This window comes from Phytobacter sp. (genome assembly GCF_059074235.1).
In genome coordinates, this window is the sequence record NZ_JCACPZ010000004.1 from 842,155 (window position 1) to 867,664 (window position 25,510).

The following is a 25,510-nucleotide window of genomic DNA, read 5'->3' on the forward strand; positions in this document are numbered from 1 at the left end:
TGCAATGTCCCGAATCCCTCAAAAACTGACCATGGCGGTGATCATCGGCAACCGTGGCTTCTTCCCAAGCTACCTGGTGGCAGAAGCCCGCGAACAAGCCGTCGCCCTGTTCGACCGTCTCGGTATCAACACCATTATGCTTGATGAGACGCAAACGGAGCTGGGCGGCGTGGAAACACGTCAGGACGCAAAAGTGTGCGCTGAGCTGTTCCGCGCGCACCGCGACGAAATCCACGGCGTGGTCGTACTGCTGCCAAACTTCGGTGACGAGAAAGCCATCGCAGAAACCCTGCGACTTTCTGGCCTGAATGTGCCTGTCCTGGTCCAGGCGCAAGAGGATAATCTGGATAAAATGGGGCTGGCGACCCGTCGTGACAGCTTCTGTGGCAAAATCTCCCTGTGCAATAACCTGCGCCAGTACGGCATTCCCTTTACCCTGACCACCCAGCATGTCTGTGCCGTCAGCGGTGAAATCTTTGAGCAAGACCTCAAGCGCTTCGAGCAAATTTGCCGCGTGGTGAGCAGCATGCGCGGTGTGCGCGTCGGCGCAATTGGTGCGCGCCCGGCTGGCTTTAACACCGTGCGTTACAGCGAAAAACTGCTGGAACGTCTGGGCATCGCGGTGGAAACACTCGATCTCTCTGAAGTCTTCACCCGCATCAAAACCCTGCGCGACGATGACATTCGCGTGGATGAAAAACGCCGTCTTCTGATCGACAACGCTGATGCCAGCGGCATTCCGCCGGAAAAACTGGTCACCATGGCCAAACTGTTTGTGGTCATCAGCGAATGGGTTATCGCCAACGATATCGATACCACAGCGATTCAGTGCTGGACCTCGCTGCAGGAAAATCTCGGTATTAACGTCTGCTCCATTATGAGCGTGATGTCCGGTCAGTTGATGCCTTCCGCCTGTGAAGTGGACGTGATGGGCGCGCTCTCTATGTACGCCCTCGCCAGCGCCAATATGAGCCCGGCGTCTATCGCCGACTGGAACAACAACTTCGGCGACGATCGCGACAAATGCGTGCTGTTCCATTGCGGTAACTTCGCCTCAGCCAGTCTGGAAACCCCGCATATGGGCACCGCCGATATCATCGGTACCACCGTTGGCAAAGAGAACACCTGCGGGGCCGTACATGGTCGTCTGAAAGCTGGTTCCCTGACCTACTTCCGTCTGAGCACCGATGACTTAACCGGTGAAATCAAAGCCTATGTTGGCGAGGGTAAGTCCGTCGACGATCCGCTTGATACCGTCGGCTGCCGCGCGGTGATCCAGGTTCCGCGTCTGGAAGAGTTGCTTTCCTTTATTTGCCGCAACGGCTTTGAGCACCACGTCGCCATGAACCATGCGGCCAGCGGAGCGGTGCTCCACGAAGCGTTCACCCGCTATCTGAACGTTGACACCTACCTGCACCGTTAATGCACACGTCCGGGCCTGATGGAGAAAGGGGAATGTCGAAAGATATTGTTATCGCGCTTGATGAAGGGACCACCAACGCCAAAGCCGTTGCGCTGGATGAAAACGGGCAGGTGGTAGCAAAAGCGTCCCGGCCGTTGACCATCCAGACGCCGCGTGAAGGCTGGGTGGAGCAGTCCGGGGAAACCCTGCTGGCTGCCTCGCTGGAGGTGATACAGCAGGTTATTGAACGCGTAGGTGCCGAACGCGTGGCGGCACTGGCGGTCAGCAACCAGCGGGAAACCGCGATGGGCTGGTACCGGGCAAGCGGTCAGCCATTGGGTCCGGCGATCACCTGGCAATGTTCGCGCACCGCTGATTTTTGTCATGCGTTGCGTGCGCAGGGGAAAGAGAGCCAGATTAAAGCCGTAACCGGTTTGCCGGTCGCCCCGCTCTTTTCAGCATCCAAAATGTGCTGGCTGCTGGACTCCGTTCCTGGGGGCAGCGAACTGGCTGAACAGGGTGAGATTTGCCTGGGCACAATCGACAGTTGGTTGCTGTGGAATCTGACGGGCGGCGAAGCGTTTTGCTGCGATTACTCCAACGCCTCACGTACCCAGTTATTGAACCTGAACACCGCAGACTGGGATGCCGAAATGCTGGCGCTCTTCCAGATCCCGCGTCAGGCATTACCCGAGATCCGGCCTTCCAGTGGACTTTTCGGTCACACCAAAGGGCTTAGCGGTATTCCGGACGGCATTCCGGTGATGGCGATGATCGGCGACTCTCATGCCGCCCTCTTCGCTCACGGGCTGGGTGCGGCGGGCTGCGTAAAAGCCACTTACGGCACCGGATCATCAGTGATGGCCCCGGTGACGTCGGCGCAATGTGACGTCAAATCCCTGGCAACCACGGTGGCCTGGCACGACGGCGACAGACTGGTGTATGGCCTGGAGGGCAATATTCCGCACACGGGGGACGCGGTGGCCTGGATGGCAGAAAGCACCGGCCTGAGTGAATTGCCGGAAGCAGAACTCGCCCAGGCCCTGAACACGCTGCCGGCTTCGGTGGATTCGACCCTGGGCGTATACTTTGTGCCTGCGCTAACCGGACTGGGAGCGCCCTGGTGGGATGAAAATGCGCGCGGCCTGATCCATGGTTTAAGCCGCGGCGTGAAACGCGCGCATTTAGTGCGGGCGGCGCTGGAGTCCATCACCTATCAGATTGCGGATGTGGTGGTGGCGATGCGCCAGCACGGTGATTTCGCGCTGAAAGCCCTGATGGTCGACGGTGGCCCGACTAAAAACGACTGGCTGATGCAGTATCAGGCTGACCTGCTCGGCTGCCCGGTCATGCGCAGCGACGTGCCGGAGCTTTCGGCCATGGGTGCCGCTCTGCTGGCGCGCAAGGCGCTGTTAAAGGTAGATACCGAACAGTTGCGCCAGTATCTTCCTGAACATGTCACTTTTACCCCGGATGCACTGCGCCACGGCAGACTGCAAAAACGCTGGCACGAGTGGCAAAGCGCAGTGCAACTGGCCCGCACGCAGAAAATGCAGACCAGCTAAAAAGTTTGGGTGCGTGAGGTTCCAGCCTGACAAGATGATTTGCGGGGATGACTCCCCGCAAAAGTCAGCTACTTCTTCGGTTCGTAAGCGAGACTAGCTTTAAACTCAATACCACGCTGCTTGTAACTCATCTCGCAAAGTGAGTCGCGTACCAACAGCGTGAAACCCAGTGCCGTCATACACAGCACCACGATCGCCACCAGGGCGTACTTTGTCAGCATGTCATTGCCTCCGTGCAAAAAAGAGACTAACATCCAACTTGTCGAGGGTTGGATGATAAGCCTCAGGTTGATAACACTATCTCCTGGGGCTTTCACCTTTCTGAACCCTGCAAATGCCTGATTCAGAAAGCCTCAGGCACCCGCGAGCATGCTATCCCCTTCACTCTCCTGGCACGACTAAAAACTGTATTTATATCCAGTCAATCTCTCTTTTTCGGAATAGAGCCCGTAAGCCCGTGTCATGCCAAAAACATCTGGCTTATGCCTTATGTGCATAAACAAAGACGAATTTAAACTTTAAGAAAAATCGGAAGCAGCCTAATTTAGCGTTACAAAATAATCACTCAAAATTAACTTTACAGGGATCTCATATGACCAAAAAACTGCTGTCTCTCGTCATTATGACGCTGCTCTCTGCCACCAGCTATGCGGCAACGCCGCCGGATACCCTGGTGGTTGCGCAAGGCCTGGACGATATCGTCAGTCTGGACCCGGCAGAGGCCAATGAGCTTTCCAGCATTCAGACCGTGCCGAGCCTGTATGAGCGCCTGGTGCAGCCGGACCGTGAGAACCCTGAAAAGATTAACCCGATTCTGGCCGAAAGCTGGCAAGCCGATGCAGCGGCGAAAACGCTGACCATCAAGCTGAAAAGCAATGCCAAATTTGCCTCCGGCAATCCGCTGCGTGCCGACGATGTGATTTTCTCGTACACCCGTGCGGTCACCATGAACAAATCCCCGGCGTTTATTTTGAACGTGCTGGGTTGGCAGGCTGATAACATCGCCAGCCAGTTAAAGAAAGTGGATGACCACACTCTCCAGTTACACTGGACGGCAGACGTCAGCCCGGCGGTGGCGCTGAACATTTTGTCTACCCCGATTGCCTCGATCGTTGACGAGAAACTGGTCAGCGCCAATGTGAAAGACAATGACTTTGGCAACGCCTGGCTCAAGATGCACTCCGCCGGCAGCGGCGCCTTTAAAATGCGTGTCTATCAACCGCACCAGGCCATCGTACTGGACGCTAACCCGACCTCTCCGGGTGGCGCGCCAAAAGTGAAAAATATCATTATTAAGAACGTCCCGGACCCGGCCTCACGCCGCCTGTTGATTGAACAGGGTGATGCGGATGTGGCCCGTGACCTGGGTGCCGATCAGATCAGCGCCCTGACGGGTAAAAAAGGCATTGAGGTGCTGAGTATTCCGTCCGCCGAGCAGAACTACCTGGTGTTTAACGCCGGTAACAGCGCTAATCCTCTGCTCAATAACCCGGCCTTCTGGGAAGCGTCGCGCTGGCTGGTGGACTATGACGGCATCACCAAAAACTTGCTCAAAGGCCAGTATTTTGTGCACCAAAGCTTCCTGCCGGTCGGTCTGCCGGGTGCGTTAGAAGACAATCCGTTTAAATTCGATCCGGCAAAAGCCAAAGAGATTCTGGCGAAAGCAGGGATTAAAGACGCCCACTTCACGCTGGACGTAGAGAACAAACCGCCATTCATCACCATTGCTCAGTCAATGCAGGCAAGCTTTGCGCAGGGTGGTGTCAAAGTGGATCTGTTACCGGCTGCCGGTAGCCAGGTTTATGCCCGCGTTCGTGCCAAGCAGCACCAGGCGGCCATTCGCTTGTGGATCCCGGATTACTTCGATGCCCACTCCAACGCCAGTGCCTTTGCCTATAATGATGGCAAATCCAGCACCGTAGCCGGTCTGAACGGCTGGCAGATCCCAGAGTTGAGCAAAGCCACGTTGGCGGCCGTTGCTGAGCCGGATGCAGCTAAGCGTCTGGATCTCTACAAAACTATGCAGCAGGAATTGCAGCACAAATCGCCGTATGTCTTTGTGGATCAGGGTAAAACTCAAATCGTGGTGCGTGACAACGTGAAGGGCTACCAGCAGGGGCTGAATGCCGATATGGTCTGGTATGACCGCGTAACCAAGTAATTCTTGTTATGCCCCTCACCCGCCAGGATGAGGGGCACTTTCCAGACAGACGTTATCAATGAGTCATTCATGTCCGCTATTTCACCCCGAGTGATCCGCGCCTTACAGGCCCTTCTCACTCTCGCCCTGACGCTTCTCGGCCTCTTACTGGTCACCTTTTCGCTGTCCGCCTTCTCCCCCGTCGACCGGGTGTTACAAATCGTCGGCGATCACGCGAGCCAGTCCACCTACGATCAGGTTCGCCACCAGCTTGGGCTGGATCAGCCGCTACCGGTGCAGTTCTGGCACTATCTGCTGAATCTTTTTCATGGCGATTTAGGCACTGCCAGCGCCACCGGGCAGCCAGTGTTGCAGGATTTGCTTTCCGCCTTCCCGGCCACGCTTGAACTGGCGACCCTGGCATTGATTATTGGCACCGTGCTCGGCATTATCGCCGGAATTTTGTGCGCCCGCTTCGCCGGGTCGCCCTGGGATCTGGCAGTACGCACCTTTACCCTGCTGGGTAACTCAGTGCCCATCTTCTGGCTTGGCCTGCTGATGCTGGCGCTATTTTATGCCCGTCTGCAATGGAGCGCAGGCCCCGGGCGTCTGGATGATATTTATCAGTACACGGTGACGCCGCACACCGGTTTTGCGCTGATTGATACCTGGCTTTCTGGTGACCGCGAAGCCTTCACAAATGCAATCAGCCACCTGATTCTGCCGGTGCTATTGCTGGCCTATTACTCCCTTGCCAGCATTACCCGTCTTACCCGTTCAGCCTGCCTTGGCGAGATGAATAAAGAGTACATCCTGCTGGCGCGCGCCAAAGGGGCCGGGGAGATGACAATTCTGCTGCGCCACGTGTTGCCCAACATTCGCGGCACCTTGTTGACCGTGGTCGCGCTGGCCTACACCGGGATGCTTGAAGGGGCCGTACTGACGGAGACCGTCTTCTCCTGGCCGGGCATTGGCCGTTACCTCACGACCGCGCTGTTCGCCGGAGACACCACCGCCATCATGGGCGGCACGCTGGTGATTGGCGTCTGCTTTGTGTTGATCAATAACCTGACCGACCTGCTGGTACGGTTAACTGACCCGAGGGTGCACTGATGCCGACGTCTCTCTTTTTGCGCCGTCTGCGCCGCTCCCCTGCCGCCTGTCTTGGACTGCTGATTGTTGTGCTCTTATTGCTGCTGGCTCTTTTTGCTCCGTGGTTAGCGCCGCTCGATCCTAACTGGCAGGATGCCGCCTCACGCCTGCAGGCCCCCAGCGCTGCACACTGGTTGGGTACCGACAGCTACGGGCGAGACCTGCTCTCACGCCTGATTTACGGCACCCGCCCGGCACTCGGTCTGGTAGCACTGGTCACCGTCATTACCCTGCCCGCTGGCCTGCTGATTGGCATTTTATCCGGCTATTACGGCGGCTGGCTGGAGCGCATTCTGATGCGTTTTACCGACGTGGTGATGTCGATGCCGCGTCTGATTCTGGCATTTGCCTTTGTCGCCATGCTCGGCCCGGGTCTGGTCAACGGTGCGCTGGCATTAGCGCTTACCACCTGGCCTGCCTATGCGCGCCAGGCACGCAGTGAGATCCAGCGGCTCAGGCATAGTGATTATCTGGCGGCGGCTGAAATGATGGGCATTCGCGGCGCTCGTTTATTGATTGGCCACATTCTACCGCTCTGCTTACCGTCTGCCATTGTGCGCCTGGCGCTCGATCTGGCGGGCATCATTCTCGCCGCTGCCGGACTGGGCTTCTTAGGGCTAGGTGCCCGTCCGCCCATGGCAGAATGGGGGGCAATGATCGCCGACGGCATGCAGGTCATTTTCGATCAATGGTGGATTGCCGCGGCACCCGGTGCCGTCATTCTGCTGGCGAGTCTGGCCTTCAACCTGTTGGGCGATGGCCTGCGTGATGTACTGGAGCCACAACATGACTGAGACACGCGTTCAGGTATCGGGACTGAACATTGACTACCCTGGTACGCGGGTGGTGAAAAACCTGAGCTTTACGCTGGGGAACGAACGCCTCGCACTGGTCGGCGAGTCCGGCTCCGGCAAATCGATGACCGCTCGTGCCCTGATGGGGCTGGTGCGTCAGCCGGGAAAAGTCAGCGCCACGGAATTAAACGTGCTGGGGCAGGATCTCCGAACGCTGACCCCAAAGGGTTGGCGCGATCTGCGCGGTAACGGCATTGCCATGGTGTTGCAGGACCCGCGTTACGCGCTCAATCCGGTCAAAACCGTCCTGGCTCAGCTTGATGAAGCGCTCACGTTGCATCAACGCCTGAACCGCAAGCAGCGGCTGGAGAAGATCAACGAGGCACTGCGTGCGGTTGAACTCGAACCCACCGTTTTGCAGCGCTACCCCGGTCAGCTCTCCGGTGGCATGGGCCAACGCGTGATGATCGCTATCGCGCTGGTCAACGACCCCAAAGTGCTGATTGCCGATGAACCGACATCAGCGCTCGACGCCAGGCTACGCAACCAGATTCTGGAACTGCTGGTCACTCAGTGCGAGCAGCGGCAAATGGCGATGCTCTTAATCAGCCACGACCTGCCGCTGGTGGCGCAGCACTGTCACCGCGTGATGGTGATGTACCAGGGAGAGTGCGTGGACGCCATGCCCGCTCCAGAATTGCCCAGTGCACAACATCCCTATACGCGTACGCTCTGGACCTGTCGGCCTGGCGCGGACACTTACGGTCAGATGCTCCCCACCCTTGATCGCAGCCAGTCGTTTAGCGAGGTGAATAATGGCAGTCGTTGATATTCGCGGTCTGAAGGTCAGTTTCGGTGAAAAAACCGTGGTGTCAGACGCCAGCTTTGCCGTCGAAAAAGGGGAAACTTTTAGCCTTATTGGCGCATCCGGCTGCGGTAAATCCACCCTACTGCGGGTGCTGGCGGGTCTACAGCGAGAGTGGCAAGGTGAGGTGTCGCTGTTGGGCAACCCGATAAAAGCGCAAACCCGTTTTCAGGGTAGCCTGCGGCGCAATGTGCAGATGGTGTTTCAGGACCCATACGCCTCACTGCACCCGAATCACACGCTGTATCGCACCCTCGCCGAACCGTTAAAAATTCACGGCGAGAAGGAAATTGAGCAAAAGGTAAAAACGGCTCTGGAGCAGGTTGGATTACCAGCTGATGCAGCGCGTCGGTTCCCCCACCAGCTCTCTGGCGGGCAACGTCAGCGCGTCGCCATCGCCCGGGCGTTGTTACTGCACCCGCAGATTTTGCTGCTCGACGAACCCACTTCCGCGCTGGATATGTCAGTGCAGGCGGAAATTCTTAACCTGCTCAACCGCCTTAAAGCAGAGCATGGCATGAGCTACCTGCTGGTAAGTCACGACGCCGATGTGATTGCCCATATGTCTGACCGGGCAGCCTTTATGGCAAACGGGAAGATTGAGCGCTTTTTTGACCGGGATGCACTGGTGCGCGGCGAGCACCGGATGGGGTAAGAAATGCGGCATCATTTGATGCCGCTTATTAATACGCAGAAATCAGAACTTATTGCTTCGCCAGACCACTAAATTGCCCCAGCACGCGGTCAAGAATCGCCAGCCCTTTTTCCACTTCTGCTGCGCTGATGGTGCATGGCGGTACCACGTGGATCCGGTTTTCCACTACGAAAGGCAGCAGGCCTGCGTTGACCAGCGCGCTTTTGATGGCCCCCATATCGGCGGCAGCCACCGGAGCTTTACTGCGCCGGTCAGTGACCAGTTCGAGTGCCTGGAACATGCCACGACCGCGCACGTCGCCAATCAGCGCATATTTCGCGGCCAGCGCATCGAGGCCAGAACGCAGCACGCCATTGCCGATGGTCGCCGCATTTTCCACAACTTTTTCGTCTTTCATTGCGTCCAGCGTGGCAACAATCGCCGACATCGCCAGAGGATGGCCGGAATAGGTCAGGCCGCCAGCAAAGAAATGGTCATCAAAGTAGTGGGCAATTTTTTCAGAAATGATCACCCCACCCGCAGGAACATAACCGGCGTTAACCCCTTTGGCGAAGGTAATGAGATCCGGCACAATGCCGTCCTGTTCGAAGGCGAACCAACTGCCGGTACGACCAAAGCCCGCCATCACTTCATCGACAATCAGGATAATACCGAACTCGTCAGCGAGTGCTCGCACCCCCTGCATATAGCCCTTCGGCGGCACCAGAACGCCTGCTGTACCGGGTACTGACTCCAGCAAGATAGCGGCAATGGAGGTCGGGCCTTCAGACTCAATCATGCGGCGCAGGTGGTGAAGCGCACGCTGACACTCTTCTGCTTCCGTCGTGGCATTAAATTCGCTGCGATACAGGTACGGGTTAAAGAAATGCACATGCCCACGGGCATATTCATTCGGTACACGACGCCAGTCCCCGGTCGCCACAATCGCGCTGCCGGTATTGCCATGATAGGAACGATAGGCCGAGAAAATCTTGTCGCGACCGGTATACATACGTGCCATACGCATGGCGTTTTCGTTGGCGTCAGCGCCCGCGTTCGTAAAGAACACCTTGCTGAATCCTTCCGGAGCCAGATCGACAATGCGCTTTGCCGCTTCACCGCGCGCCAGGTTTGCCGTCGCCGGAGCAATGGTGGTTAGCTCTTCCAGTTGCGCCTTCATGGCGGCCAGAACACGCGGGTGCTGGTAACCGATATTGACGTTGACCAGTTGGCTACTGAAGTCCAGATACGTGTTGCCATCGTAATCCCACAGTTCACAGCCTTTGGCACCAGCAATCACCATTGGATTGAGGTTGCCCTGCATCGACCATGAATGAAATACATACGAACGGTCCAGCTGACGTACGTCATCATTGGTTATCGCCATCTCGCTCTGAAGTGCCAGTTTCATGTCCTGCTCCTCTCATACCGTTGTTGTTGAAGTCATCATGCGGCGTGACGTTTACGAGGGGGTAGAGCCAGTCGTGTTAGCGACTTGTGACACAGGTGTCACACAATGTTCTGTTAACTGGCTCTGTATCGGTCGCGCGCGCGTTTTTATAGTGGTCAACGAAACCCGTACAGGAGCATGAAATGACGAATGTAAACAAAGTGGTCTTTATTACCGGCGCAACCTCCGGGTTCGGCGAAGCCGCCGCCCACGTTTTTGCCAATGCAGGCTGGTCTTTAGTGTTGAGCGGGCGTCGTCTGGCGCGCCTGGAAGCGTTAAAGGATTCTCTGGAAGGACGGGTGCCCGTTCACATTATTGAACTTGATGTGCGTGATAAAGACGCGGTGAAGCAGGCCGTCGCCTCGCTTCCAGCCGAATTTGCCGATGTCACTACGCTTATTAATAACGCAGGGCTTGCCCTTGCACCGCAGCCTGCACAGAAAGTCGATCTGGAAGACTGGCAGACGATGATCGACACTAACGTGACCGGGCTGGTCAACGTGACCCACGCCCTGCTGCCAACGCTGATTCAGCACGGTGCCGGTGCAAGCATCATTAACATCGGTTCGATTGCCGGGCAGTGGCCGTATCCGGGTAGCCATGTCTATGGCGCGACCAAAGCTTTTGTGAAGCAGTTCAGCTACAACCTGCGTTGCGATTTATTGGGAACCGGGGTTCGTGTAACGGATCTGGCACCAGGCATTGCCGAGACAGAATTTACGCTGGTGCGCACCAAGGGTGACCAGGCGGCGTCAGATAATTTGTACCGGGGCACCACGCCGCTGAGCGCGCTGGATATCGCCGAGCAGATGTTCTACGTTGCCACTCTGCCGGATCATATGAATATAAACCGTGTGGAAGTGATGCCGGTGCGCCAGGCCTGGCAGCCGTTTGCGATTGATCGGGATTGAGGTTTCCCCTCACCCTAACCCCGGCCCTCTCCCTGAAAGGGAGAGGGTGAGTGTACTAACGACTCGACTGCAAAAACTTCCTTACCCTGTCCGAATCCGGATTGGTGAAGAACTTCTCCGGTGGCGCTTTCTCAATCAACAATCCTTTCTCTAAAAACACCACTTCATCGGACACCTGACGGGCAAAATCCATCTCGTGGGTTACCACCACCATCGTGTACCCCTCGGCGGCAAGGTTCTTCATCACACCGAGCACTTCGTTGACCAGCTCAGGATCCAACGCAGAGGTCGGTTCATCAAATAAAATCACTTCCGGCGACATGGCCAGCGAGCGGGCAATCGCCACGCGCTGTTTCTGCCCGCCCGACAGGGTAATCGGATAGACGCCGGTTTTATGGCTCATCCCCACCTTTTCCAGTTGAACACGGGCAATCTCCTCCGCCGCATCGCGTTTCATCCCTTTAACATGCACCAGCGCTTCGCTGACGTTTTGCAGTACGGTTAAATGCGGCCACAGATTAAAGCTCTGAAACACCATCCCCACACGCTCGCGCACTTTGGACAGATCTTTGTGTGACATCGCCTTGCCAGTGCTGGCGTCCACACCAATACGCTGACCGCTGATGTGTACTTCGCCGCGATCTGGCTGCTCCAGCCAGTTCATGCAGCGCAGCAGCGTGGATTTTCCGGAGCCAGATGAGCCCAGAATGCTGACTACCGTGCCCTTTTCCACCGTCAGGTTGATGTCCCGCAGCACTTCGACGTTATCAAACTGCTTGGACAGATTTTTGATGCTCACCGCACTTGATTCAGGCATGGGTCATTCCTCGTTTCGCGCCATAGTGACTCAGACGTTTAATCATCAGTTCAAGTAAAATGCTGATGCCCCAGTACAACGCAATCGCGACGATAAAGGCATTGAAGGGAATAAAGTAGGTGGACTGCACACCATTCGCGGCGGCGGTTATCTCCTGAACAGTAATAATGCACAGGAACGCGGTGTCTTTCAGGCAAATAATAAGCTGATTGCCCATTAACGGCAGTGCAGAGGAGAAAATATTCGGCAGTACAATGCGCTTGAATATTTTATAGCGTGAAAAACCTTGTGACACGGCGGCTTCAATATAACCCGCAGAAAATATCCTTCGCTGGCTACGTAATATTTCAAAGAAGTACGCACCGTGGTAAATAATTAACGCCACTAACCCGGCCGTCCAGGCTTCCATACTGATGCCCAATTCTGGCAGTCCATAATAGAGTAAGTAGGCCAGGATCAAAAAGGGAACGGCACGCATTAAACTGACAAATCCAATAATCACTCTGTCAATCAGGCGATTTTGATATTCCATCACGTAGCAAAGAAGAATACCGATGAATAACCCGACAACAGCAGCAATAATAAACAGCTCAAGTGTTGCCAGCAGGCCGTTAAAAAAACTCTCACGCGCTGACCAGATAATGCCCCACTGATTCATACATCCTCCTGCTCTTACCGCGCCAGGCGCTTCGCTTTGCGTTCCGCCATGCTCTGGAATTTCAGCAGCAGACCGATAATGACGACATACAACAGTCCGGCCGCCAGGATCGGCGACAGCGGTTCATAGGTAACTGAAGAGATACGGTTGGTTACACGGGTCAGGTCCACGACCCCAATCACCGCAATCGCCGGGCTTCCTTTAATAAGAAAAGACATTTCGTTCACCAGTGCGGGCAGGCTTTCTATCCACATCTGCGGCAGCATGATGTAACGAAAATAGGTCCAGCGACGCATGCCAACAGACTCTGCGGCTTCGCGCTGTTCACGCGGGAAATTACGAAAAGCGTTACGCCAGATTTCGGCATTAAAGGCCGAGGTGTTTAACGTCAGCGCGACAATCGCCGCCAGCGTTTTATCCATATTGATGCCGAGGGTCGGCAGGGACAAAAAGAGGAATAACACCAGCGTCACCAGCGGTGTCGCACGGGCCAAACTGATATACACCACCAGCACCTGATCGACGACGGGTATTTTCATCATGCGGATGAAAGCAATCACCAGCCCTATCACCACCCCGAACGCAATCGCCACGCCCGAGATCCAGAGGGTCGTCCATGCGCCTTCAATCAGTAACTGCCAGGCCATTGAATCCATAAGCCCTCCTTCTTTAACAGGCGGCGGTTACCCGCCGCATTGAACTTAGAAACCCGCTAACTTATGGAACTGCTCAGCATTGGTGATAGGCTCTTTCGGCATATCGTAGGTTTCACCGAACCATTTTTTCTGCAACTCAGCCAGCTTGCCGGTTTCGGTCATGTGGTTCATAAATTTGGTCATGTAAGCCAGTAATTCCGGGGAGTTTTTCGGAATCGGCCAAGCCATGTAACCCGGTCCCGATACAGCCAGACCTTTGGCAAACACTTTCGGTTTCGCTTTGACCAGGTCGTTCACTGAGATGACCACGTTAATCACGTAATCCACACGCTTGTTGGCCAGATCCGCATAGGCTTCCGGGTAAGACTGGTACTCAACAACCGGCCCTAATTTGCCACCGGTTTTCTCCAGCATCGCTTTCAGTTCTGGCAGACGAGCCAGCAGCGCACTGCCCGCCTGAACGCCCACTTTTTTACCGCTCAGGTCGGCAATAGTGTTCAGGGATTTATCATCTGCACGCTTCACGAAATAGTGCTGCGCAGAGGCCCATGGTGGAGTGAAATTAAATACGTTGAGACGCTCGTCAGTAATAACGGCACCGGTTAAAGCCATATCATATTGCCCTGTTGAGACAGAGGCGAGTAGCCCAGTCCAGGGTAAAATACTTTGCGTGATATTGAATTTCGCATATTTACGAAATTCGTCGAGCATATCTTTGTTAAAACCGTCCGTCTGTCCGTTGGTCATAAAGTTAAACGGTGCATAGTCATCTTCCGTCGCGACTTTCATCGTGCCGGTTTTTTCGATTTCGGGTAAATCCGCTGCGACTGCGTGTAAAGAGAAAGCCAAAGAGAGCATGGCTGCAAGACAATATTTGCCGAATACTTTTTTCATTTCTCTACCCTTAATTAAACATGCCTGGCCGGTACATTCCCGTCGTGCTGGAATCGTTGCAATAAATATGCCGAATGTGTTTTTCACCCGGAATGTTGTGACTGCGTTTTTACAATAGGGAGGCTTCTTGATTTCTGAATAGAGCCAGATTTCGGCAATGTCTGTGTCAGATGCACAAGAGCTGGTATGGAATTTGCTGAATTGTAATCATGATATATCTCTGGGGGAGAGCAACATGATTCGTCACCTGATGCATGTCAATTTCGACGGTCAACGTGGATTACAGGAACAAGTTCGTGAATCGCTGATTAACGCCATTCTGAGCGGCATTTTCCCCGCGGAAACGCCACTCCCCTCCTGCCGACAGCTGGCGGGACAGCTCAATGTCTCACGTAATACGACCGCGTTGGTTTTCGAAAGCCTGGTTAACGAAGGCTATCTGGTGAGCCGCCCACGCAGCGGCTACTACCTGCACCCGGATTATTATGGCGCAGGACAAAATGTCTCCCAGAGTGCACCCGAATGCGAAAGCGGTGCACCACATTGGGGCAAGCGTCTGCACATCACGCCAAGTCAGCAGGAGTCCATCCTCAAACCCGCTGGCTGGATGCACTATCGCTACCCCTTTATTTACGGTCAGCCTGACACCCAGCAGTTCCCACTGGCGACCTGGCGCGCATCGGCAAACTGGCTGCACGGCGGGGTGCGCGATCCGGCATGGGTCATCGATCATATTGATCAGGACGTGCCGATGCTGATTGAACAGATCCGCACACGAGTGCTGCCGAAAAGGGGCATCGTCGCCGCGCCAGATGAAATTCTCATCACTCTGGGATCGCAGAACGCCCTCTATTTATTGACCCGCCTGTTGATGTCTCGCCAGACCCGTGTCGCGGTGGAGAACCCCGGTTTTCGCGAGGCGATTAATACGTTCCTGCTCAGTGAGCCGCAGATTGTGCCTCATCCGGTGGACGAAGAAGGCATTGTGTTGGGCGAAACACCCTGTGATTACTATTACGTCACACCTGGTCACCAGGTGCCAACGGGCGTCACCATGAGCAAAGCACGTCGCGTGCAGTTACTGGATTATGCTGCGCGCCACGATGCAGTGATCATTGAAGACGATTACGATTCGGAGAGTAATTTCACGCAAAACCCCCTGCCCGCGCTCAAAGCCAGCGACCGTAGCGGGCGGGTGATTTACGTCAGCAGCCTCTCTAAGGCGCTGTCCCCTGGCCTTAGGCTCGGGTATATGGTCGCTGCTCCGGAAATTATTGATGAGGCTCGTGCTCTGCGTCGCCTGGTCTACCGCCATCCGCCGACCAACATCCAGTATCAGATGGCCCACTTCCTCGCGCAGGGTCATTACGAAACCCATCTGCGCCGCTACCATGACGATTCCGCACGGCGCTGGGACCGGCTGCACGATGCGCTGCGCATTTATCTGCCTGAGTGCAAAACCTTTGGCGGCAGCGAGCATGCCAACGCTTTCTGGCTGAGTACGCCAGAGCACATCAGCACCCAGCAACTGACCTGGCGCGCGGCTCATGCCGGGGTATTGATTGAGCCCGGTGCCCGCCATTTCCTTGACGGCGCTCCGCCGGATAATTTCTTCCGCATGGGATTTCACGCCATTAACCCGGATGCCATTGTGCCGGGGGTAGAAGTGCTGCGTGGTCAGTTAGCACAACTCGGATAACCCCCACGAGCCGGGTTGGCCGGGCATGCCTATACTTATCTGAAACCTCACATGGAAAGGATAGAGAGTATGCCCCTACCCGATTTTCACGTTTCCGATCCCTTTACCCTGGGCATAGAGCTTGAATTACAGGTGGTTAACCCTCCGGGTTACGATCTGAGTCAGGACTCTTCATCGCTCATTGACGCGGTGAAATCTCAGGTCAAAACCGGTGAAGTGAAGCACGACATCACCGAAAGCATGCTGGAGATTGCCACCGGGGTTTGCAAAGATATCAATCAGGCTGCCAACCAGTTTTCCACCATGCAGCAGATCATTTTGCAAGCGGCCAATACCCACCATGTGGGCATTTGTGGTGGCGGGACTCATCCGTTTCAGAACTGGCAGCGCCAGGAGATTAGCAAAGACGAGCGCTATTTCCGCACGCTGGAGATGTTTGGTTATCTGATGCAGCAGGCGACGGTCTTTGGCCAGCATGTGCATGTGGGTTGCCCGAATGGCGATGACGCCATCTATCTGCTGCATGGCCTGTCGCGCTTTGTGCCGCACTTTATTGCGCTCAGCGCCGCATCTCCTTATATGCAGCGTACGGATACCCGTTTTGCCTCATCGCGTCTGAATATCTTCTCCTCTTTCCCGGACAACGGTCCAATGCCCTGGGTCAGCAACTGGCAGGAGTTTGAAGGGCTGTTTCGCCGCCTGAGCTACACCAGCATGATTGAGAGCATCAAAGATTTGCACTGGGATATTCGTCCCAGTCCCCATTTTGGTACCGTCGAAGTGCGGGTAATGGACACTCCCCTGACGCTGTCTCATGCCATCAACATGGCCGGGTTTATTCAGGCGATTGCACACTGGCTACTGTCTGAGCGTCCCTACAAACATCAGGAACGCGATTATCTGCTGTATAAATTCAACCGTTTTCAGGCCTGTCGCTTTGGGCTGGATGGCGTGATTACCGATGTCCACACTGGCGTTCAGTGCCGCATTGCCGATGACATTGAGCGGATGCTGGAAAAAGTGGCCCCCTGGGCCGACAAACTGAACGCTGGCAGCGCAATTACGGAACTGGGTTATTTTGTGAAGCGAGGGAAAAGCGAAGCGCAACTGATGCGGGATTTTGTCGCTGACGGCGGTTCACTGATAGGTTTGGTACAAAAGCATACCGAAATCTGGGCCGCGAGTTAGCAACACGCAGGGAGATTGCACCAGGGGGCACTTTCCCTGACAATGCTGCTTTTAACACGCGATTAACTGTTATGAAGCATCCACTCGAAACTGTAATCTCCGCTGCCGGTATTCTGGGCATGGCCTTTGTCTCCGTCCTGCTGCTGCCGGCCCCCTCCCTGGGATTAGTACTGGCGCAAAAGCTGATGGACACCTTTCATTTTCAGGATTTAAACCAGCTTTACACCGTGCTGTTTTGCCTGTGGTTCCTGCTGCTCGGCGCAGTGGAGTTTTATGTTTTACGCTTTGTCTGGCGTCGTTGGTTCTCGCTGGCGTAGGCCGGTCATATCTCTTAGCCCATGTACCAACGCCTCAACCCAGGCAGCATAATCATGCCCGCTCGACCATGAATGGAAGCGGGTACTGTAGCCTTTCTCGCGTAGCGTGCTGTCAAACTCAACGCTGTTACGATAAATACCGCCATCAGGTCCCTGAGATTCAAAGCGTCCGGCCTGTACCCAGAAGCGTACCGGGTAACGTGGTGCCTGTGCGTACTGCCGGGTCAACCAGCCTGCTTTTTCACCTTTCGGTGCCCACCAGTAAGAGCCAGAAAGACTCAACACATTGCCGAACAGACGCGGGTAACGCAGCGCGACCCAGGACGACGCAAGGCCACCGTAACTGGCCCCTGCGACAATCGCTTTATTGCGCGGCACGGTAATCCCATGCTGACGCAGCCAGGGAAGCAGGTCGTGAGCCATAAAATCGGCGAAATCGGCATTGGGTGGCAACTCTCGCGAACGGCGGGCATGGTCAAGGCTGTCAATAAAGACAATATTTACCGGCGGCAACTGGTGACGGGCGATAAGTCCATCCAGCACATTGGCCGTGTGGTAATCGTCCTGCCAGATTTGCCCGTCGAACAGGAACAGCGTCCAGCGCGCAGGCTGGCCGCTGTGCGGGCGATAAATAATGATTTCCCGACTGTTGCCCAGGCGTTCGCTGTACAACGATTTACGGGTAAGCGAGCCATGACGAATGGGCTGGGCCATCGCCTCGGTGGAGAAGTAGCGGGTCGGGCCTAAGTCGAGTAACGAGGAGCGGTTCCAGCGATCGGCCCACTGGCTGCTCATGGTCAGAGTATTGAGCGGATCGGCCTGGGCGCTCACCAGAATGGCGCGACGTTGCTCTCTTGGTGACCCGTCGATTTTTGGCACGTCCGGTGCCAGCTTGTACTGCATCCGCGTGTCTGCGGGAACCACATAGCTGCGAAACCAGACATCCGAATGCGCCAGTTTAAACAGCGGATCGTGATCGCCTGCCGGGGAGCCGAGAATAAAGACGTTACTGCGAGCACCGCGCCAGAGGAAAGTGACACGCTTATGGGTTGCGTCCACCGGTTCCACCAGTGGCGAGCCACTTTGCTGGCGCAAAGCCCAGAATGCATCCGTGGTGCCGCCCGCCGCCAGTTCTTTAGCCAGGCGTTGCAAGGTTGGACTGACGGGATCAATCACCAGAGCGCGGGACAGCGGCTCTGTCTCTTTCATCCGCCAGCTAAAGGACCAGCGCACACCTTCCTGGCCGTGGAGCACCAGCGAGGAGGCTTGCTTTACCGGCAGCGAGAAAAGCAACGACTGCTCACCGTCAGACGGCCCCCCTTCCAGCAAGGCACGCAGGCGGCGATTTTGCCCGTCGAGAAGATGTGCGTCCGTGACCCCTTTCAGGGTCGCCTGGACATAGTTTTCGCTGAGTATTGGCAACTGGAAACAGACTTCACCGCTGGCATCGAATTTTCCCTGCTGCTCACCCTGAACGGATGACGACTCACAGGGTGCGGCCATTGCAGACATTGCACTGACCCCAACCAATAACCCACCCCATGCCATCTTCATTGATTTTTACTCCCCATAAAATTGTTATCGACGCTAATGCAAATGGTAATAATTTGCAATATCATTTGCGCCGTTAATGAGGGTTCCCCGCTGTCTCTGGGCAGATTTTGGGGGATCAGTATGGCAAGTAACAACAACGGGAATATAAAAATAATGTTTAAAAAGAACAAAATAATGCAGCTCTGGCTGCTGAGTCTGGCCGTTACAGGAGCAAGCTCTCCAGCGCTTGCGAAAACCGGCGGCGAAGAGACCCTGATCGTCACGGCGGGTGCGGCGGAAGATCCGACCGCGCCAGTCAAAGGGATTGTCGCCACCAAAACCCTGTCGGCGACCAAGACCTCCGCAGACTTGGTGAAAACGCCACAATCGGTTTCGGTGATCACCCGCGATCAGATGAAAGCGCTGGATGTGACCTCAGTATCGCAGGCGCTGCGTTATACCGCTGGTACCTTCACAGAGTACCGTGGCGCGTCCAACCGTAACGATGAAGTGTTCGTTCGTGGATTCAGCTACGTGCCCAAATTCCTTGATGGCCTGAGCTTCGGTGCGACCGCCTCTTCGCAAACCGGCACCGTCGATCCATGGCTGCTGGAGCGTGTCGAACTGGTACGTGGCCCGGCCTCGGTGCTCTTCGGCCAGGTTAACCCTGGTGGCCTTATCAGCATGACCAGCAAACGCCCGACCAGCGAATCGATCCATAGCGTGCAGTTCCGCGCCGGCAATAACGACCTGGCAGAAGGGGCGTTTGATTTTGGTGGCAAGCTCAGCGATGACGGGCGCGTGCTGTACCGTCTTAATGGGATCGCGCGTACCCAGAATAATCAGATAAGCGATTATAAAGAGACCCGTATGGCGATTGCCCCGGCGATCACCTGGTATCCGAACGATCAGACCCGTTTCACCCTGCTGACCAGCTACCAAAAAGATCCGGATGCGGGATACCGTAACTTCCTGCCGTACTACGGCACGGTGGTGAGCGCCAACGGCAAGTATCTGCCGTGGAACATGAACGTGAGCGATCCGGACTACGATCAGTCCTGGCGTGAGCAGACCATGATTGGCTATGAGTTTGAGCATCAACTGAACGATGTCTTCACCTTCCGCCAGAACGCCCGCTACGCCACCATCAAGCAGAAATATCGCTACCTGGTGTACGCAAACAGTGCCGCAAACAGCACTGTGCTCACCCGCCGCGCGCAGCACGAAGAACGTACCACTAACGAACTCGGCCTGGATAACCAGCTCGAAGCACAGTTCGCAACCGCCGATGTCAACCACACCGTCCTGGGCGGCCTGGACTATAAGCAGAGTAAGGATAAGCAACTGCTGCAGCGCGGTTCCGGCACGCAGTATGATTTCGACTGGACGAAGCCAACCTATGGCGTGAGCGTCGATGAAAGCACTTTCGCGACGCTGACCAATGAGCAGCAGAATCTGGACCAGATGGGTGTCTATCTGCAGGATCAGATGAGCTGGAATAACTGGGAACTGCTGCTGTCCGGCCGCTATGACTGGTCAGAAGTGCGCACCACCGACTTTACGGCTTCCGGCGATACCGTTCAGCAAAATGACAGCAAATTCACCTGGCGCACCGGGTTGCTCTACGCCTTCGATTTCGGCCTGTCGCCGTACATCAGCTACAGCACCTCGTTTGAGCCGAACCTGCAAACCAACCGTGCACCGGGCGTCGCACCGTTTGCACCAACCACCGGTAAGCAGACGGAAGTGGGCCTGAAGTACCAGCCGATGGACAACACGCTGATGTCGGTTGCTGCGTACGATCTGCGCCAGACCAACGTGCCGACCTATAACAGTACGGAAGGCTGGTTTGAAAATGCGGGTGAGATTCGCTCAAAAGGGGTGGAAGCAGAAATTCACTCAACCCTATGGGATAGCTGGAACATTATTGCGTCTTATACCTACACCGATGCCGAAGTCACCAGCACCACGGTGGCGGGCGTGAAAGGCAAAACCCCGCAACGTATCCCAACGCATATGGCTTCTGCGTTTACCAGCTACACCCTGCCCTCTGGCCCGCTCAAGAGCCTGACCGCTGGCGTGGGGATGCGTTACATTGGCACCAGCTATGGCGATGCGAAAAACACCTTCAAAGTGGCGTCGGTGGATTTGTATGACGCAATGCTGGGGTACGATCTTGGTGAGCTGAACGGCAACCTGAAAGGGGCAACCGTGCAGTTCAACGTCAATAACCTGGCGAACACCAAGTATGTGGCGTCTTGCGCCAGCGATACGGCCTGCTTCTATGGCGTGGGCCGTACTCTGACCGCTACCGTGAACTATTCCTGGTAATATCAGGCAGAAAAAAAACCGGCTGGGTGACAGCCGGTTTTTTTATCAATGCGTTGGCGGGTGGTTCTCTTTGCGGTACGCGCCCGGCGGCTGATGGAACGTTCGGGTAAAGATACGCGTAAAGGTCTGCTGGGAATCAAAGCCATATTTCAGGCAAATATCGTAGACCTTTTGATCGGTGTTCAATAAATCCTGAGCCGCCATTGAGAGCTTACGCTCGCGGATATAGCGCCCCAGACTCTCCCCTTTGTACTGCAAAAATAGCCGTTGCAGATGCCATTTTGAGTAGCCCGAATAGCGGGCAATATCGTCAATCCGTAATGGTTGGTGCAAATTATCGTCGATCCACCCGACGATGGTGTCGATAACCTGAGCGGAAATAGTCATGTTACGCTCCCCTCTGCTCTTCGAAATAAACCGTTATTCCCACCAGGCCCGGAAGCCTTGTGCACTGTCTGCCGCCAGAACCGGCTCGCCCAGCGTGGGAGTCAACAATCGATACCCTTTACCCTGACTTGCTGCCGCCAGTCGCTTATAAGGATCGTTCCAGGTGTGCTTTGCCAGCACAAAACGTCCGGCGTGGCCCGGCAAAATTGCCTGAGCATGAAGCTCCTCTGCCGCCAGCGCCGCCTCCTCAGGCATCATGTGGATGTACTTCCAGTCCTCGTCGTACTGGCCGTTTTCCAGAATGGCCAAATCCACCTTGCCAAATTGCTCACCAATCGCTTTGAAATGCGGCCCGTAACCGGTGTCGCCGCTGTAATAGAGCTTGCGCTCAGGGGTCACGAACATAAAACTGGCCCACAACGTCTGGTTGCGCTTGAGACCGCGACCGGAGAAGTGCCGCGCCGGTAGCACGTGCACGTCAAATCCGTCTGCCACACTGATTTTCTGCTGCCAGTCGGCTTCCTGAATGATGTCCGGGTTCATGCCCCAGTAGCGCAGATGCGAGCCTACCCCCAGCGGAGTGATCACCCGTTTAATTTTGGGCATTAACGCTTTGATGGTGGCGTAATCCAGATGGTCATAGTGGTCGTGAGAGATAATCAGCAGATCAATCTCCGGCATCGACTGCGCCGTCCACGGATACTCCCCGGCAAAAGCCTTGTTCAGGAAGGAGAACGGTGCGGCGTAGTTGCTCAGCACCGGGTCAATCAGAATGCGTTTTCCGGCCAGTTGCATGTACCAGGACGAGTGCCCCAGCCACACCACGGTATCCTGCTCAAGAGGCAAGCTTGCCAGATCGGTGTTCACCAACGGCAGAGGCTGTTGTGGGCGTGCATTTTCCCGGCGGGTGACCAGAAAATCCCACATTGCCACGAGCATATTTTTCTGCCCGGTATAGTTGGGTGTGGGGAGTTGATTCTGAAATTCACCGTCACGGTAGTGCGGTGACTGTTCTACGCGGGTGCGTTGTTCACCCTGCGGTGGCTGACCAAATCCGGCGTTTAGAACAAAGGGCAAACTGGCGGCTGACACAACGAGCATAATAAGAACCACGCTAAGCAAAAGACGTTTCATCTTCCCTTCCCGAAAGCGGTTCCTGTCCGTTGGAACGCCGAAAGTAAGTTAAACTTGATTATGAGTGAGTAAGCACTCATTATAGAAATGAATAGAAAGTCGTCAAGATGATTTTCGAAGTTTGACATTCAACGTTGCAGCGCTGGAATGGGCATGTTTCAATCGTGGCTTTTAAACCCAGAGGAGAAAAATGTAGTGGCTCGTCCTAAGAGTGAAGACAAAAAACAAGCATTACTGGATGCAGCAGCCGTCGCTATCGGCCAAACTGGCATTGCTGCCTCCACCGCGGTCATTGCCCGTAATGCGGGTGTCGCAGAAGGGACCTTGTTTCGCTACTTTGCCACCAAAGACGATCTGCTCAATGCCCTCTATCTGCACTTAAAATCCGATCTTTGCCGGACCATGATCGACGGTCTGGACCGCTCCGTCACCGACCCTAAGGTGCATACGCAATCGATCTGGAACAGCTATATCGACTGGGGTATTCGCCACCCGACCGGGCACAATGCTATCCGCCAGATTTCAGTAAGTGAAAAAATCACCCCCGAGACGCGCCAGCAGGTTCAGGAGATGTTCCCGGAGCTGCACGAGATTTGTCATCGCTCCGTCACACCAGAGTTTCTCTCCGAAGAATTCTCCCCGTTTGCCGACGCCATTTTTCTGACACTCGCCGAAACCACCATGGATTACGCCAGCCGCGATCCGAATAAGGCCAAAGAGACCAAGCGTCTGGGCTTTGAAGCCATGTGGCGGGCACTGACCAACGAGGAACCTCGTGGACAGTAAAACCCTGCAGACATTTGCCCACCGCATTGCGCTGGAGCTGCCGTTCACCGAACACTGCTGGCCCTTTGGCCCGGAAGCGGATGTCTTCAAAGTGGGCGGCAAGATGTTCATGCTAACCAGCACTGCCCACGGCAGGCCAATGGTGAATCTGAAGTCTGACCCGCAAAAATCCCTGCTCAATCAACAGATTTACCGCAGTATCGAACCGGGTTATCACATGAATAAAAAGCACTGGATCTCGGTGTATGCCGGGGACGATATCAGTGAAGCCCTGCTGACCGACCTGATTAACGACTCACGTAATCTGGTGGTCGATACCCTTTCCCGCAAAGACCAGCAGCGCCTGCGACCACGCTGAATCGGCACTCCTGTTCGTCAACGTTAAAACGCGTTAACGTAGCGGTTCAATGACTGACAGGAGTAGAACACGTGGAATTGCCGATTTATCAGGTTGATGCTTTTAGTCACGGTCCTTTTTCCGGTAATCCGGCCGCTGTGTGTATCACCCCCGACGCCCTGGATTCCGCCACAATGCAGAAGATTGCGGCTGAAATGGCCATTTCTGAAACCGCTTTTCTGACGCTGAATAATCATCAGTTACGCTGGTTTACGCCCCTTGCCGAAGTCGATCTTTGCGGTCATGCGACCCTCGCCACCGCCCATATTTTGCGTCAGACAGGTCTGTTGAATGTGGGCGAGCGCATCGAATTTTCCACCCTCTCCGGCCCGCTCAGCGCTACCGCGCGTGAAGAGGTCATTGAACTTGATTTCCCGCTGGCGCAACCAGATATGCACCATGTTGTGGATGCGCGCATTCTGGCGGCACTGGGCATACACGAAAGTGAGGTAGTGGCCTGCGGGAAATATGGGGCGAAAGAGATGATCGTCGTGGAAGAGGCCCAGTTGATTGAACGTCTGAAGCCCGATTTCCAGGCGCTCGCCGCACTGCCAGGCCGTGGGGTGGCCGTGACCGCACCGGGCAAAGACAGATGGGATTTTGTTTCTCGCTACTTCGCCCCCTGGGTGGGCGTGAACGAAGATCCGGTCACCGGTTCCGCCCATTGTGCCCTCGCCACGTACTGGGCACAACGTTTGGGTAAGCGTTCACTTTGCGCCTGGCAGGCCTCCGCCCGTGGTGGCGACGTGCAAATTGAACTGACCGATTCAGGCCGGGTGCTGCTGTCCGGCAACGCGCATACGGTGCTTGCAGGAACGTTATTCATTTAAGTTCTGCAAGTCGCGACAGCGCCTGCTCGCCCTGCTCATCTATCGGTAAATAGACCAGCAGGCGCGAGCCGTTACGCGGCGCAGAATACCAGTACATTTGCTGCAGTGAAAATTCCCCCAACTCCGGGTGAGTAAAGGTTTTCACCTGATTTTCGACCCCACGCACGTCATATCTTTTATGCCAGAGTGAAGCAAATTCATCGGAGACGGCACAAAAGCGCGCCAGTTTGGCTTCCCACAACGGTTCGCCCCGGTGTTCCGCCATTGCCGCACGGAAATAGGCAACAAAGGTCGGCAATACAGATTCGCGGCGGCCAATGCGGCTTCGCCAGGTGGGATTAGTCAGATAGAGATAAATACAGTTGCGCTCATCTTCCGGCATTGCATCAAAATCCACGCCCATCATCCGCGAAAAGGCGTCATTCCAGGCAACAATATCAAAGTTCGATTTCTGAATGCTGGCCGGTTGTGGCAGAAGGCTATCAAGCATTTTGCGCGTACCAGGACTGATACCTTCGCACTGCGGAATGACGAGAGTCTCCGCAGGCGTGAGTCCCGCGAGTAAAAACAGGTGACGGGTTTCGGTTGCGGAACACTCCAGCGCCGTGGCAATCGCCTGCATGACGGTGGCCGACGGGTTCACATCCCTGCCCTGCTCAAGCCAGGTGTACCAGGTCACCCCCACATCGGCGAGCAGTGCCACCTCTTCACGGCGCAAGCCAGGGGTACGCCGCCGACCGCTTCGGGGCAGCCCGAGGCGCTGCGGATCCAGGCTTTCCCGGCGCGAGCGCAAAAATGCGCCGAGTTGTTTACGCTTCTCATCCTGGATACTCAGCACAGGGTCACGCTCTGACATCACCGACATAACACCTCCAGCAGGGTAGTGCCAGTACCAGTATAAGTAAGAACTGGTACCCGTTTTTCATATCAGCGATGCTACGTCCATCTGATGAATGACGCAATGGAGTAA

Annotated in this window: 25 protein-coding genes; 15 read left to right on the top strand and 10 right to left on the bottom strand. The window is 55.4% G+C overall.

Going from position 1 to position 25,510, the window contains the following annotated elements; translation table 11 throughout:
- Window positions 1–4: 4 nt before the first annotated feature.
- Both AC5JPW_RS08040 and AC5JPW_RS08045 read left to right on the top strand, forming a co-directional pair.
- Window positions 5–1,423 (top strand): L-fucose/L-arabinose isomerase family protein, encoded by a 1,419-nt coding sequence (locus AC5JPW_RS08040; protein WP_494239413.1) that lies wholly within the window; start codon window positions 5–7, stop codon window positions 1,421–1,423.
- A 32-nt stretch (window positions 1,424–1,455) separates the two neighbouring features.
- The gene (locus AC5JPW_RS08045) at window positions 1,456–2,967 is read left to right on the top strand and encodes an FGGY family carbohydrate kinase (RefSeq protein ID WP_494239414.1); all 1,512 of its coding nucleotides are present in this window, start codon (window positions 1,456–1,458) and stop codon (window positions 2,965–2,967) included.
- A 68-nt stretch (window positions 2,968–3,035) separates the two neighbouring features.
- Here the strand turns inward: AC5JPW_RS08045 and AC5JPW_RS08050 are convergent, their stop codons facing one another.
- Window positions 3,036–3,188 carry a Hok/Gef family protein gene (locus tag AC5JPW_RS08050; protein ID WP_494239415.1) on the bottom strand — a complete coding sequence of 51 codons (153 nt, stop codon included), beginning with the start codon at window positions 3,186–3,188 and terminating at the stop codon, window positions 3,036–3,038.
- A gap of 371 nt (window positions 3,189–3,559) precedes the next feature.
- On the opposite strand from AC5JPW_RS08050, the gene AC5JPW_RS08055 reads away from it, so the two are divergent.
- From AC5JPW_RS08055 to AC5JPW_RS08075, 5 genes are all read left to right on the top strand, one after another.
- Complete coding sequence (locus tag AC5JPW_RS08055; RefSeq protein ID WP_494239416.1) at window positions 3,560–5,128, top strand: ABC transporter substrate-binding protein; 1,569 nt, start codon at window positions 3,560–3,562, stop codon at window positions 5,126–5,128.
- 69 nt (window positions 5,129–5,197) lie between these two features.
- Window positions 5,198–6,220 (top strand): ABC transporter permease, encoded by a 1,023-nt coding sequence (locus AC5JPW_RS08060; protein WP_494239418.1) that lies wholly within the window; start codon window positions 5,198–5,200, stop codon window positions 6,218–6,220.
- On the top strand, window positions 6,220–7,053 hold the full coding sequence (locus tag AC5JPW_RS08065) for an ABC transporter permease (protein WP_494239420.1): 834 nt from the start codon (window positions 6,220–6,222) through the stop codon (window positions 7,051–7,053). Before AC5JPW_RS08060 ends, AC5JPW_RS08065 begins: the two co-directional genes overlap by 1 nt.
- Window positions 7,046–7,882, top strand: a complete 837-nt coding sequence (locus tag AC5JPW_RS08070; RefSeq protein ID WP_494239421.1) for an ABC transporter ATP-binding protein — start codon at window positions 7,046–7,048, stop codon at window positions 7,880–7,882. The genes AC5JPW_RS08065 and AC5JPW_RS08070 overlap by 8 nt, the downstream gene beginning before the upstream one ends.
- Complete coding sequence (locus tag AC5JPW_RS08075; protein WP_494239422.1) at window positions 7,869–8,573, top strand: ABC transporter ATP-binding protein; 705 nt, start codon at window positions 7,869–7,871, stop codon at window positions 8,571–8,573. Before AC5JPW_RS08070 ends, AC5JPW_RS08075 begins: the two co-directional genes overlap by 14 nt.
- A gap of 49 nt (window positions 8,574–8,622) precedes the next feature.
- Here AC5JPW_RS08075 and AC5JPW_RS08080 read toward each other — a convergent pair whose 3' ends face one another.
- Window positions 8,623–9,963: an aspartate aminotransferase family protein gene (locus tag AC5JPW_RS08080; protein ID WP_494239423.1), complete on the bottom strand. Its 1,341-nt coding sequence runs from the start codon at window positions 9,961–9,963 to the stop codon at window positions 8,623–8,625.
- Window positions 9,964–10,145: 182 nt separating this feature from the next.
- Between AC5JPW_RS08080 and AC5JPW_RS08085 the strand changes: the two genes are divergently transcribed.
- On the top strand, window positions 10,146–10,913 hold the full coding sequence (locus AC5JPW_RS08085) for an SDR family NAD(P)-dependent oxidoreductase (RefSeq protein WP_494239424.1): 768 nt from the start codon (window positions 10,146–10,148) through the stop codon (window positions 10,911–10,913).
- 55 nt (window positions 10,914–10,968) lie between these two features.
- On the opposite strand, the gene AC5JPW_RS08090 is transcribed toward AC5JPW_RS08085, so the two are convergent.
- The 4 genes from AC5JPW_RS08090 to AC5JPW_RS08105 are packed head-to-tail and all read right to left on the bottom strand — an operon-like array spanning window position 10,969 to window position 13,938.
- A complete protein-coding gene (locus AC5JPW_RS08090; protein WP_494239426.1) occupies window positions 10,969–11,730 on the bottom strand; it encodes an amino acid ABC transporter ATP-binding protein in 762 nt (253 codons plus the stop codon).
- The gene (locus tag AC5JPW_RS08095; RefSeq protein ID WP_494239427.1) at window positions 11,723–12,388 is read right to left on the bottom strand and encodes an amino acid ABC transporter permease; all 666 of its coding nucleotides are present in this window, start codon (window positions 12,386–12,388) and stop codon (window positions 11,723–11,725) included. The genes AC5JPW_RS08090 and AC5JPW_RS08095 overlap by 8 nt, the downstream gene beginning before the upstream one ends.
- A gap of 14 nt (window positions 12,389–12,402) precedes the next feature.
- Window positions 12,403–13,044 carry an amino acid ABC transporter permease gene (locus tag AC5JPW_RS08100; RefSeq protein WP_494239429.1) on the bottom strand — a complete coding sequence of 214 codons (642 nt, stop codon included), beginning with the start codon at window positions 13,042–13,044 and terminating at the stop codon, window positions 12,403–12,405.
- Between the two features lie 45 nt (window positions 13,045–13,089).
- Complete coding sequence (locus AC5JPW_RS08105) at window positions 13,090–13,938, bottom strand: transporter substrate-binding domain-containing protein (protein WP_494239430.1); 849 nt, start codon at window positions 13,936–13,938, stop codon at window positions 13,090–13,092.
- A 235-nt stretch (window positions 13,939–14,173) separates the two neighbouring features.
- On the opposite strand from AC5JPW_RS08105, the gene pdxR reads away from it, so the two are divergent.
- From pdxR to AC5JPW_RS08120, 3 genes are all read left to right on the top strand, one after another.
- Window positions 14,174–15,637: a MocR-like pyridoxine biosynthesis transcription factor PdxR gene (gene pdxR, locus AC5JPW_RS08110; protein ID WP_494239432.1), complete on the top strand. Its 1,464-nt coding sequence runs from the start codon at window positions 14,174–14,176 to the stop codon at window positions 15,635–15,637.
- A 69-nt stretch (window positions 15,638–15,706) separates the two neighbouring features.
- Window positions 15,707–16,825, top strand: a complete 1,119-nt coding sequence (locus AC5JPW_RS08115) for a YbdK family carboxylate-amine ligase (protein WP_494239433.1) — start codon at window positions 15,707–15,709, stop codon at window positions 16,823–16,825.
- 71 nt (window positions 16,826–16,896) lie between these two features.
- Window positions 16,897–17,142: a DUF1158 domain-containing protein gene (locus AC5JPW_RS08120; RefSeq protein ID WP_494239435.1), complete on the top strand. Its 246-nt coding sequence runs from the start codon at window positions 16,897–16,899 to the stop codon at window positions 17,140–17,142.
- Here AC5JPW_RS08120 and AC5JPW_RS08125 read toward each other — a convergent pair.
- Window positions 17,104–18,696: an alpha/beta hydrolase-fold protein gene (locus AC5JPW_RS08125; RefSeq protein WP_494239436.1), complete on the bottom strand. Its 1,593-nt coding sequence runs from the start codon at window positions 18,694–18,696 to the stop codon at window positions 17,104–17,106. The two genes, AC5JPW_RS08120 and AC5JPW_RS08125, sit on opposite strands and share 39 nt — an antisense overlap.
- 153 nt (window positions 18,697–18,849) lie before the next feature.
- Between AC5JPW_RS08125 and AC5JPW_RS08130 the strand changes: the two genes are divergently transcribed.
- Window positions 18,850–21,006, top strand: coding sequence for a TonB-dependent siderophore receptor (locus AC5JPW_RS08130; protein WP_494239438.1), 2,157 nt, complete (start codon window positions 18,850–18,852; stop codon window positions 21,004–21,006).
- Window positions 21,007–21,051: 45 nt separating this feature from the next.
- On the opposite strand, the gene AC5JPW_RS08135 is transcribed toward AC5JPW_RS08130, so the two are convergent.
- Both AC5JPW_RS08135 and AC5JPW_RS08140 read right to left on the bottom strand, forming a co-directional pair.
- Window positions 21,052–21,393: a RamA family antibiotic efflux transcriptional regulator gene (locus AC5JPW_RS08135; RefSeq protein ID WP_494239439.1), complete on the bottom strand. Its 342-nt coding sequence runs from the start codon at window positions 21,391–21,393 to the stop codon at window positions 21,052–21,054.
- 33 nt (window positions 21,394–21,426) lie between these two features.
- Window positions 21,427–22,527 (bottom strand): MBL fold metallo-hydrolase, encoded by a 1,101-nt coding sequence (locus AC5JPW_RS08140; protein ID WP_494239441.1) that lies wholly within the window; start codon window positions 22,525–22,527, stop codon window positions 21,427–21,429.
- A gap of 195 nt (window positions 22,528–22,722) precedes the next feature.
- Between AC5JPW_RS08140 and AC5JPW_RS08145 the strand changes: the two genes are divergently transcribed.
- The 3 genes from AC5JPW_RS08145 (at window position 22,723) to AC5JPW_RS08155 (ending at window position 24,540) form a co-directional block, all read left to right on the top strand.
- Window positions 22,723–23,313: a TetR/AcrR family transcriptional regulator gene (locus AC5JPW_RS08145; protein ID WP_494239443.1), complete on the top strand. Its 591-nt coding sequence runs from the start codon at window positions 22,723–22,725 to the stop codon at window positions 23,311–23,313.
- Window positions 23,303–23,671, top strand: coding sequence for an MmcQ/YjbR family DNA-binding protein (locus AC5JPW_RS08150; protein WP_494239444.1), 369 nt, complete (start codon window positions 23,303–23,305; stop codon window positions 23,669–23,671). The genes AC5JPW_RS08145 and AC5JPW_RS08150 overlap by 11 nt, the downstream gene beginning before the upstream one ends.
- Window positions 23,672–23,742: 71 nt before the next feature.
- A complete protein-coding gene (locus tag AC5JPW_RS08155) occupies window positions 23,743–24,540 on the top strand; it encodes a PhzF family phenazine biosynthesis protein (RefSeq protein ID WP_494239446.1) in 798 nt (265 codons plus the stop codon).
- Here AC5JPW_RS08155 and AC5JPW_RS08160 read toward each other — a convergent pair.
- On the bottom strand, window positions 24,533–25,405 hold the full coding sequence (locus tag AC5JPW_RS08160; protein ID WP_494239447.1) for a helix-turn-helix transcriptional regulator: 873 nt from the start codon (window positions 25,403–25,405) through the stop codon (window positions 24,533–24,535). The two genes, AC5JPW_RS08155 and AC5JPW_RS08160, sit on opposite strands and share 8 nt — an antisense overlap.
- Window positions 25,406–25,510 lie beyond the last annotated feature (105 nt).

Bases quoted from the DNA above. Each gene is read 5' to 3' on its own strand.
- AC5JPW_RS08040 (WP_494239413.1), top strand. From the start codon at position 5: ATGTCCCGAATCCCTCAAAAACTGACCATGGCGGTGATCATCGGCAAC.
- AC5JPW_RS08045 (WP_494239414.1), top strand. From the start codon at position 1,456: ATGTCGAAAGATATTGTTATCGCGCTTGATGAAGGGACCACCAACGCC.
- AC5JPW_RS08050 (WP_494239415.1), bottom strand. From the start codon at position 3,188: ATGCTGACAAAGTACGCCCTGGTGGCGATCGTGGTGCTGTGTATGACG.
- AC5JPW_RS08055 (WP_494239416.1), top strand. From the start codon at position 3,560: ATGACCAAAAAACTGCTGTCTCTCGTCATTATGACGCTGCTCTCTGCC.
- AC5JPW_RS08060 (WP_494239418.1), top strand. From the start codon at position 5,198: ATGTCCGCTATTTCACCCCGAGTGATCCGCGCCTTACAGGCCCTTCTC.
- AC5JPW_RS08065 (WP_494239420.1), top strand. From the start codon at position 6,220: ATGCCGACGTCTCTCTTTTTGCGCCGTCTGCGCCGCTCCCCTGCCGCC.
- AC5JPW_RS08070 (WP_494239421.1), top strand. From the start codon at position 7,046: ATGACTGAGACACGCGTTCAGGTATCGGGACTGAACATTGACTACCCT.
- AC5JPW_RS08075 (WP_494239422.1), top strand. From the start codon at position 7,869: ATGGCAGTCGTTGATATTCGCGGTCTGAAGGTCAGTTTCGGTGAAAAA.
- AC5JPW_RS08080 (WP_494239423.1), bottom strand. From the start codon at position 9,963: ATGAAACTGGCACTTCAGAGCGAGATGGCGATAACCAATGATGACGTA.
- AC5JPW_RS08085 (WP_494239424.1), top strand. From the start codon at position 10,146: ATGACGAATGTAAACAAAGTGGTCTTTATTACCGGCGCAACCTCCGGG.
- AC5JPW_RS08090 (WP_494239426.1), bottom strand. From the start codon at position 11,730: ATGCCTGAATCAAGTGCGGTGAGCATCAAAAATCTGTCCAAGCAGTTT.
- AC5JPW_RS08095 (WP_494239427.1), bottom strand. From the start codon at position 12,388: ATGAATCAGTGGGGCATTATCTGGTCAGCGCGTGAGAGTTTTTTTAAC.
- AC5JPW_RS08100 (WP_494239429.1), bottom strand. From the start codon at position 13,044: ATGGATTCAATGGCCTGGCAGTTACTGATTGAAGGCGCATGGACGACC.
- AC5JPW_RS08105 (WP_494239430.1), bottom strand. From the start codon at position 13,938: ATGAAAAAAGTATTCGGCAAATATTGTCTTGCAGCCATGCTCTCTTTG.
- pdxR (WP_494239432.1), top strand. From the start codon at position 14,174: ATGATTCGTCACCTGATGCATGTCAATTTCGACGGTCAACGTGGATTA.
- AC5JPW_RS08115 (WP_494239433.1), top strand. From the start codon at position 15,707: ATGCCCCTACCCGATTTTCACGTTTCCGATCCCTTTACCCTGGGCATA.
- AC5JPW_RS08120 (WP_494239435.1), top strand. From the start codon at position 16,897: ATGAAGCATCCACTCGAAACTGTAATCTCCGCTGCCGGTATTCTGGGC.
- AC5JPW_RS08125 (WP_494239436.1), bottom strand. From the start codon at position 18,696: ATGAAGATGGCATGGGGTGGGTTATTGGTTGGGGTCAGTGCAATGTCT.
- AC5JPW_RS08130 (WP_494239438.1), top strand. From the start codon at position 18,850: ATGTTTAAAAAGAACAAAATAATGCAGCTCTGGCTGCTGAGTCTGGCC.
- AC5JPW_RS08135 (WP_494239439.1), bottom strand. From the start codon at position 21,393: ATGACTATTTCCGCTCAGGTTATCGACACCATCGTCGGGTGGATCGAC.
- AC5JPW_RS08140 (WP_494239441.1), bottom strand. From the start codon at position 22,527: ATGAAACGTCTTTTGCTTAGCGTGGTTCTTATTATGCTCGTTGTGTCA.
- AC5JPW_RS08160 (WP_494239447.1), bottom strand. From the start codon at position 25,405: ATGTCGGTGATGTCAGAGCGTGACCCTGTGCTGAGTATCCAGGATGAG.